General features: G+C 63.7%; 4 protein-coding genes. 2 read left to right on the top strand and 2 right to left on the bottom strand.

All coding sequences use genetic code 11. The features are described 5' to 3' along the window. Positions 1–239 precede the first annotated feature (239 nt). A complete protein-coding gene (locus AC1RTA_RS11635; RefSeq protein WP_014238049.1) occupies positions 240–3149 on the top strand; it encodes an adenosylcobalamin-dependent ribonucleoside-diphosphate reductase in 2910 nt (969 codons plus the stop codon). A gap of 116 nt (positions 3150–3265) precedes the next feature. Then, entirely contained in the window at positions 3266–4429 is a 1164-nt protein-coding gene (locus AC1RTA_RS11630) for a GGDEF domain-containing protein (protein WP_014238050.1), read from the top strand. Positions 4430–4490: 61 nt separating this feature from the next. Here the strand turns inward: AC1RTA_RS11630 and AC1RTA_RS11625 are convergent, their stop codons facing one another. Together AC1RTA_RS11625 and nuoN are read right to left on the bottom strand one after the other, a co-directional pair. Then, complete coding sequence (locus AC1RTA_RS11625) at positions 4491–5060, bottom strand: NUDIX domain-containing protein (protein WP_492784786.1); 570 nt, start codon at positions 5058–5060, stop codon at positions 4491–4493. An 85-nt stretch (positions 5061–5145) separates the two neighbouring features. Continuing rightward, the gene (gene nuoN, locus AC1RTA_RS11620; RefSeq protein ID WP_014238052.1) at positions 5146–6624 is read right to left on the bottom strand and encodes an NADH-quinone oxidoreductase subunit NuoN; all 1479 of its coding nucleotides are present in this window, start codon (positions 6622–6624) and stop codon (positions 5146–5148) included. Between the last annotated feature and the right edge of the window lie 3 nt (positions 6625–6627).

Here is a 6627-nt window from a genome sequence, read left to right as displayed (position 1 = left end):
CCCCCCAGGTATTCTTTTGTTCCACCGGCTGCAAACGGAACCACCGTTTTATTGTCAAAAAATGTGCCAATCCTGATTTTTCCAGCCTTTCCGCGAACCACCCGGGGAACAGCGCAACAACTACATCTAGTCAAGCATTTGCCTAGTACTACTACATGTAGTAGCTTTACCTCCCATTCGACTCCGGACTACCGGGGCATATTACCAACCGCATACCCACATTTTTGGAGAGGAAACCCATGAATCAGGTCGCCGAACAGCTCTCCCTGTCCGCCATTCCCGAAGCACCCGAATTTGCCCCGCTGCCCGAGCAGGAAATCTCCACCGAAGTGCTGGTGGAAAAGTACGCCAAGGGCAAGGAAATGAACGTGCATGACGTGCGCCGCCGCGTTGCCCGCGCCCTGGCCGCCGTCGAACACGAGAAGGACCGGGCCAAGTGGGAAGAAAAATTCCTCTGGGCCCAGGAAAACGGTTTCGTCCCCGCCGGCCGCATCAACTCCGCCGCCGGCACCGATCTCGCCGCCACCCTGATCAACTGCTTCGTGCAGCCGGTCGGCGACTCCATCGTCGAAGTGGTGGACGGCCGCCCCGGCATCTACACCGCCCTGGCCCAGGCCGCCGAGACCATGCGTCGCGGTGGCGGCGTCGGCTACGACTTCTCCTCCATCCGCCCCGTGGGCGCCCAGGTCAAGGGCACCCAGTCCCGCGCCTCCGGCCCCGTCTCCTACATGCGCGTCTTCGACCGCTCCTGCGAGACCGTGGAATCCGCCGGCGCCCGCCGCGGCGCCCAGATGGGCGTGCTGCGCTGCGACCATCCGGACATCGAGGACTTCATCCACGCCAAGGACAAGGGCGACCTGACCAACTTCAACATCTCCCTGGGCGTCACCGATGCCTTCATGCAGGCAGTGGAAGCCGATGGCGAGGTGGAACTGGTGCACAAGGCCGAACCCAACGCCGACATGAAGTCCCAGGGCGCCTTCCAGCGCGAGGACGGCATGTGGGTCTATCGCAAGGTACGGGCCCGGGACCTGTGGGACCAGGTGATGAAGTCCACCTACGACCACGCCGAACCCGGCATCCTCTTCCTGGACCGCATCAACAAGGACAACAACCTCAATTACTGCGAGCAGATCGAGGCCACCAACCCCTGCGCCGAACAGCCCCTGCCGCCCTACGGCTGCTGCTGCCTGGGTTCCATCAACCTGACCCTGTTCGTCAAGAACGCCTTCTCCGAACAGGCCGAGTTCGACTTCGACGCTTTCGGTGAAGTGATCAAGGTGTCCACCCGCATGCTGGACAACGTGCTGGACGCCACCCACTGGCCCCTGGAACGGCAGAAGGAAGAAGCCGCCAACAAACGCCGCATCGGCCTCGGCTTCACCGGCCTGGGCGACGCCCTGGCCATGCTGCGCCTGCGCTACGACCGGGCCGAAGCCCGGGCCATGGCCTCCCGCATTTCCGAATTCATGCGCGACACCGCCTACCTGACCTCCGTGGAAATGGCCAAGGAACGGGGCGCCTTCCCCCTCTTCAACGCCGAGCTGTACCTTTCCGGCGGCAACTTTGCCTCCCGCCTGCCCAACGAGGTCAAGGCCGAAATCCGCAAGCACGGCCTGCGCAATTCCCACCTGCTCTCCATCGCCCCCACCGGCACCATTTCCCTGGCCTTCGCCGACAATGCCTCCAACGGCATCGAGCCGCCCTTCTCCTGGACCTACAACCGGAAGAAGCGCATGCCCGACGGCACCCTGAAGGAATACGCGGTGGAAGACTACGCCTGGCGCCTTTACAAGCACCAGGGCGGCAATGTGGAAAAGCTGCCCGACTACTTCGTCACCGCCCTGGAAATTTCCGCCGCCGCCCACAAGGACATGGTGGCAGCCGTCGCCCCCTACATCGATACCGCTATCTCCAAGACGGTGAACGTGCCCGGCGACTACCCCTACGAGGATTTCCAGGACCTCTACGTGGAAGCCTGGAAGTCCGGCCTCAAGGGCCTGGCCACCTACCGGCCCAACAGCATCCTGGGCTCCGTGCTCTCCGTCGAGCCGACCAAGGCCCAGGCCCAGGCTGAAGAGGAAAAGAATCACCCTCAGGATTTCGTCTCCGACGCCAACCGCCGCCTCTCCATCAAGAACCTGCCGGCCCCCGTGCTGGCCTCCCTGCGCTGGCCCGGCCGCCCCACCCTGCCGGAAGGCAACATGGCCTGGACCTACATGCTCGATTACCCCCAGGGCAAGTTCGCCCTCTTCGTCGGCCATGTGGAGCAGGAAGAGGAAGGCGCCCCGCGCCGCTCCTGGCCCTTCGAGATCTGGGTGAACGGTCCTGACGTGCCCCGCGGCCTGGGTGCCGTGGCCAAGACCCTGTCCATGGACATGCGGGCCAATGACCGGGGCCTGCTGGAAATGAAGCTGGATGCCCTGGCCAAGACCCCGGGCGACGCCTTCGACCTGCCCTTCCCGCCCCACGGCGAGCACAAGCGCATGCCCTCCATCGTTTCCGCCATGGCCCAGGTGATCCACTGGCGTGTGGAGCAGTTGGGTGCCATGAAGCACGAAGGCCCGACTCCGGTGGTGGACGCCATGTTCAGCGCCAAGGAACCGAAGACCGGCACCGACGGCACCCTGTCCTGGACGGTGGATGTCTTCAACCCGACCACCGGCGAAGACTTCGTCCTGGGCCTGAAGGAAATCACCCTGCCCGACGGCGTCACCCGCCCCTACTCCATGTGGCTCTCCGGCAACTATCCGCGCGCCCTGGACGGCCTGTGCAAGCTGCTGTCCCTCGACATGCGGGTGGTGGACCCGGCCTGGATCGGCATGAAGCTGCGCAAGCTGCTGGACTACCCGGAACCCCTGGGTGACTTCATGGCCTTCGTGCCCGGCACCCGCCGCCAGACCAACTACCCCTCCACGGTGGCTTACCTGGCCCAGCTCATCATCCACCGCTACGCCATGCTCGGCATCCTCGATGAGCAGGGCGTGCCCCTGCAGCAGATGGGCATCCTGGAAGCGCCGGAAGAAGCCTCCAACAGCGTCCGCCCCACCCAGGGCAAGCTGTGCAGTGAATGCGGCAATACCACGGTCATCAAAAAGGATGGCTGCGAATTCTGCACCGCCTGCGGCGCCGTGGGCTCCTGCGGCTAAGCGCAGCGCAACAATTTGATGCTATCCTCTCGGGCAGCCTGCGGGCTGCCCTTGTTTTTGGGGCACCGTACAACCAACAACACGACAGGCTACATCGAGACAAAAGACCCTTTTTCATGACCAGTCGACTTGCACATATCGTCTGGCACCGCCTCACCGGCCTCATGCCCGGCGAGCTGAACCAGGCCGAGCTGGCCTGGCTGGTGTCACCCCATTTCCACCTCACTCTGCTCTCCCGGCGGCGTGCGACCATGATCGTGAACCGGGTGCGCCTGTTCGCCTTCCTCTTCGCCGTCCTGACGCCCCTGTGGAGCATCATCGACTACCTGGTCTTCCCCTTCCCGTTGTGGTTCGCCCTGGCTTCCATGCGCATCCTGGCCAGTGTCGCCTTTGCCCTGCTGGTGCTCTACTACCGCCCCTCCGGCAGCCTCACGGACGCCTACCGGGCCATGGCCATACTGTTTGCCATCCCCACCGTCTTCTACGTCGCCACCCACCAGTTGCTGGTCAATTACCAGCTGACCGGCATGCAGGCCGCCATCGGTGCCGGCTACGCCTTCCTGCCCTTCGTCCTGCTGGCGGGACTCTCCATCTTCCCCCTGACCCTGCTGGAGAACATCCTCTTCGCCCTGCCCATGCTGCTGGCCCAGGCCGTCTCCGGCATCATCAGCTGGGCCACACTGGACTGGCCGTCTTTTGCCGGCGCCTTCTGGCTGCTGACCCTGATCACCGGTGTGTCCACCCTGGCCGGACTATCCCAGCTCGCCTTCATGATCGCCCTGGTGCGCCAGGCCGTGCGGGACCCCCTTACCGGCATTTTCTCCCGCCGCAGCGGCGAGGAAGTGCTGGAACTGCAGTTCATCATCTCCACCCGCAGCAACGCTCCCCTGGCCATCGCCTTCCTCGACCTGGACAACTTCAAGGCCGTCAATGACCGCTATGGCCACGAAGCCGGCGACAGCGTCCTGGTGGGCGCCACCGACTCCATTTCGAACAATCTGCGCCGGGGCGACATGCTGGCCCGCTGGGGCGGCGAGGAATTCATCCTGATCATGCCCAACACGGACCTGGAACAGGCCCAGCAGGCCATGCGGCGGATGCGCCAGGCCGGCTTCGGCCTGCGTCCGGACGGCTCGCCGGTGACCGCCAGCATCGGCATCGCCGAGCGCCTGGAAGACCAGACCCTGGACTGGAAAACCCTGGTGGAAAAGGCTGACCAGCGCATGTACCGCGCCAAGCAGAGCGGCCGCGACCGGGTGGTCTGCGACGACACCGTCTGAGCAACGGCTGATATCAAGCAAAAGGCCCGCTATTGCGGGCCTTTTGCTTTGATGACCTGGATCACCAACCTTCCAGCAGCACCTTTTCCGCCCAATAGAGGGCGGTGATGGTCTTGGCATCGGTCAGGCGCCCGTCGCGGATGGCGGCGGCAGCCTCCTCCAGGGACATTTCTATCACCTCCAGGTGCTCGCCGTGATCCAACTGGGGAGCCGACTCCCGGATCAGTTCCCGGGCCAGGAATATTTCGATGCGCTCGTTGGAGTAGCCGATGCAGGGATGCATGACCCCCAGATAGCGCCATTGACCCGCGGCATGGCCGGTTTCCTCACGCAGTTCGCGGATGGCGGTCTTCAGTATTTCCTCCCCCGGATCGATCTTGCCGGCAGGCAGTTCGAGGAACACCTGCCCCACCGGGTGGCGGTACTGACGTTCGAAAAGCAGCTTGCCATTATCGAGCACGGCAATGATCACCACGGCACCGGGATGGACAATGTACTCCCGCACCCCCTCATGGGCGTCCGGCAGACGCACCTGGTCACAGCGAACATCGAGCAGGCGGCCCCGCCAGACCTGCTCGGTACTCAGGGTTTCTTCGACGAGATGGGCATCGGGCTTGGTTTGACGTTCCACGCATGGCTCCGGCAAGGGTTGCAACAAGGAAAAAGAAAACGCCCCGGGGCTGCCGGGGCGTTGCTGAGCGGGGCTGGAGGGCGCCTCAGAGGGAGCGCACCAGGGCCACGGCGCAGAGGTACATCAGGGTCTGGGGGAACAGACCCAGCAGGGCCACGGCCAGGCCGTTGGCGGACAGCAGCAGCTTGGTGTCGAAGCCGGCGGCGATGGGGGTTTCGTCCAGGGGAGCATCGAAGTACATCAGCTTCACCACCCGCAGGTAGTAGAAGGCGCCGATCAGGGAGAACAGCACGGCGGCGATGGCCAGCCACATGTAACCGGCGGCGACGACCGCCTGCAGCACTGCGAACTTGGCGAAGAAGCCGACGAAGAACGGGATGCCGGCCATGGACAGCATCACCACCATCATCATGCTGGCGAACCAGGGGCTGCGCTTGTTCAGGCCCTTGAAATCATCCAGGGAGTCGGCCTCGAAACCGGCCCGGGCCAGCAGCAGGATCATGCCGAAGCCGGCCACGCTGGTGATGACGTAGGCCACCATGTAGAACATGGAGGAGCTGTAGGCATTCAGGGCGAAACGGGCATCGCCGCCGACCACGCCGGAAACCATGCCGAGCAGCATGAAGCCCATGTGGGAGATGGCGGAATAGGCCAGCATGCGCTTGATGTTGGTCTGGGCGATGGCAGCCAGGTTACCGATGGCCATGGACAGCACGGCCAGGATCATCAGCATCTGCTGCCAGTCGGGCGCCAGGAAGAACAGGCCGTTGACCAGCAGGCGGATGACCATGGCGAAGGCGGCCAGCTTGGGAGCGGAGGCAATGAACAGGGTCACCGGGGTGGGAGCGCCGTGATAGACGTCCGGAATCCACATGTGGAAGGGAACCACGCCCAGCTTGAAGGCAATGCCGGCTACCAGGAACACCAGGCCGAAGACCAGGATGGTCTTATTGACCGCGCCCTGGGCCAGGGCCTGGGCCACCTGGGTGATTTCCAGGGTGCCGGTGGCGCCGTAGACCATGGAGATGCCGTACAGCAGCAGGCCGGAGGCCAGGGCGCCGAGCACGAAGTACTTCATGGCGGCTTCGGTGGCCTGGGTCGAATCCCGGTTCAGGGCGACCATGGCGTAGACCGACAGGGACATCATTTCCAGGCCCAGGTACAGGGTCAGCAGATGGTTGGCGGAAATCATCACCATCATGCCCAGGGTCGCCAGCAGCACCAGGACGTAGAACTCGCCCTTGGCCATGGAGACCCGCTCGGCGATGTAGCCGCGGGCATAGAAGAGCACCACGATGACCGTGAGGTCGAGGAACAGCTTCAGCAGGTCCGCCATCAGGTCATCGACGAACATGTTGGAGAAGGTATAGGTGATCTCCCCCGTGCTGGTCATGTAGGTGATGGCGGCGCAACCGACCAGGGTCAGCTGGGTCAGCGCAAAGGTCAGGGTGCGGGCCTTGCTCTTGACGAACAGGTCCACAATGAGGATCACGCAGGCCATGGCCAGGATGAAGAGTTCCGGCGCTGCCGGCAGCAGGTCGGGAATAACGAAATTCGTCAGCATGGC

The sequence above is a fragment of the Azospira sp. MPR-E4 genome (genome assembly GCF_058809645.1).
This window is presented reverse-complemented; position numbering and strand designations above follow the sequence as displayed.

Coding starts and splice junctions, on each gene's coding strand:
- AC1RTA_RS11630 (WP_014238050.1), top strand. CDS start 3,266: ATGACCAGTCGACTTGCACATATCGTCTGGCACCGCCTCACCGGCCTC.
- AC1RTA_RS11635 (WP_014238049.1), top strand. CDS start 240: ATGAATCAGGTCGCCGAACAGCTCTCCCTGTCCGCCATTCCCGAAGCA.
- nuoN (WP_014238052.1), bottom strand. CDS start 6,624: ATGCTGACGAATTTCGTTATTCCCGACCTGCTGCCGGCAGCGCCGGAA.